We start from the raw sequence: 2,343 nt of genomic DNA on the forward strand, positions 1-2,343 counted from the left end.
TCCGAACACGGCAGTTAAGCTCTTCAGCGCCGATGGTAGTTGGGGGTTTCCCCCTGTGAGAGTAGGACGCCGCCAAGCCATTTCAAGGTCAGCCACTAGGCTGGCCTTTTTTGTGTTCTCAATAAAAATGGAACATGGGTTACTTTTGTAGAGGGAAAGAGCTTTACCTATAAATAAAGAATTAAATTCATATCTTATTTTAGCAATAGTTTTACAAATTACGTTATAAGGTGGAGGGGACTTCCAAAGTTTTATCCCTTTCTACACACTCATATATTAAAAAAAACTTATTCTCATATTTAAAGTGCTGTGTTTTTTATAAACGATGGTCTATATTACATAACAAATTAAATATTATCTGTACCCCTTATACTGCGGGTTATTTTTTATTAATGAAGGTAGACTCAATAATGAAAGTAATGAGCATATAAACAGTAATTTATAACGCTCTATTCAACATGATATTAATTATAGATTTCAAAGACCTAACTCAAAATCTTCATGATTGGAATTTAAAATTAAAATAATAAATTGAGAGGAGCTGCGCGCAATAGTCAATAAAACTGGCTATTAGATCAGTTCCTTTTAGATTTTCTAAAAAAAGATCAACTCCAGGACTTATAACTTTAAAGCCTCTGCTAGTTCTATAAGAAGCAGAAAAGAAAATATTAAACAGTTGCTCGAACTATATAACAAGAAAATGTTATAGGTAAACCATCTTTTGTGGCATTTTGCTCGAAAATCTTAGATACTTCATACAAGTTTTTTTCTTTTAAAGTTTCATAAATGGAAGGGTGTTGACCGAAACAACGTAATTTTAAAACATCCAATGGGGAGTGAATATACTCTGTACTATTTATTGCTTCAATCTTAGAATGAGAGAACTTACTAATATCAATTCTATGATTAATGAGATTTAAGATTGGAGTTCCTATTGAAGAATCAAAGAGGTTAGGAAATAAAAGGGGTAATAATTTGTCTCATCTCCAGGATGGAGACCAATTATTTTGCCACCACTTTTTATAACTTTCTTAAGGTATGGATATGCGGATGTAGGACCTTTCCTTATGTATGCACAATCAAATTCATCCATCAAAAGGCAATCCATTTTTTATATTTCCTAAAACAAAAGATACATTTGGTTTTTTATCTTTTAGCCTAACTTGTAAGAACTTTTCTGTTACATCAAACCCTATTATTTCTTTTGCTACCGAGCCACATTCATTTGTTAGCTCGCCGTGTCCACATCCAACATCCAATACTTTCCTTCCAACTGTGATTTTAGTTACTTCTTTATCAAATATTGATTCTCCGTTAGGCTCTGTTAGTGTAGAATTCCAAGAATATATGTATTTACCCTGAATGTCACTAAGTTGTTTATACCATTCTATCGAATGTGGCTGCACCCATTCTGTAAAAGTTGTAGGGTCTGTTGATTGCATATACAATCCCCCTTAATAGATCTAAAATAATTATTATTCTTTAAGTTAATAAAAAGTCCTCCTTCTTCAACTAAACCGCCTCGTTAGTTTAAGCGTAACATTTCACAAACAATATTCCCTTACGAAAATCAACCCTTATCTTTAACACAGCCTATAACATAATACGAACCGTTTGTTATTAATTTCACCGTATCATGTAAATGGGTAATGCCCTCTGACTGTTTTAAGAGTTATATTTGAGTTAGAAGTAACTTAAATTCGCTTAATAAGTTAAGCTGTATAATCAGAGTGTAAGGATATTAAGCATTCACATTAGGAGAACTCGTTTCATTTACGCCCCTGGTGGTGCAGCTCTCTATCATAAGTTCAATAAGGGGATTCTCCATTAACCTTAGATATGGACCTTTAATATTAATATAGACTCATGTCAGCTTACTTGTTTCATAATTGTGATATTAGAATGATATCTGCAAGAGTAACAAGAGTGGTGTGTAATATCTGACTAAGGCTCTATATAGAAATTATTTGCTCCTTATTTAAAAGGCTATCCCTTTATGGTAGAAAGTAATAATTGTCCTTGATTAACATTGAAAGCTTATTGTGTATAAATGAAGAGTGGAGGGATAATCCTTCCCTTAAAGAGTACTGTCAGTGGTACTTGTTATCCAATGGAGGAGGAACATTATTATCCTAATAAATTATAATAAGGTATTTCACTTAAATGTGTTGACTTTGAAACTGAAAAGGATTAATATAAATAAGCACTAAGAAAACAAACGCAAAACTTCATTGCTTATAGCTGAATCGCTAGAAGAAATGACACAATAAAAACTATTGACTTCTTATAAAGAAAATGATAAGATGAAATGGTCGCTGAAAAACACAGCGATTAAAAATAAGT

Annotated in this window: 1 protein-coding gene and 1 rRNA gene; one reads left to right on the plus strand and one right to left on the minus strand. The window is 32.4% G+C overall.

Annotation, left to right across the window (positions count from 1 at the left end; genetic code table 11):
* Nucleotides 1-78, plus strand: a 5S ribosomal RNA gene (rrf, locus tag ACIQXQ_RS20790); the annotation flags it as partial.
* Between the two features lie 1,007 nt (nucleotides 79-1,085).
* On the opposite strand, the gene ACIQXQ_RS20760 is transcribed toward rrf, so the two are convergent.
* Complete coding sequence (locus ACIQXQ_RS20760) at nucleotides 1,086-1,442, minus strand: class I SAM-dependent methyltransferase (RefSeq protein ID WP_402876142.1); 357 nt, start codon at nucleotides 1,440-1,442, stop codon at nucleotides 1,086-1,088.
* Nucleotides 1,443-2,343: the final 901 nt, after the last annotated feature.

It is taken from the genome of Peribacillus sp. NPDC097198 (assembly GCF_044762055.1).
Lineage (GTDB): Bacteria > Bacillota > Bacilli > Bacillales > DSM-1321 > Peribacillus.

Coding starts and splice junctions, on each gene's coding strand:
- ACIQXQ_RS20760 (WP_402876142.1), bottom strand. CDS start 1,442: ATGCAATCAACAGACCCTACAACTTTTACAGAATGGGTGCAGCCACAT.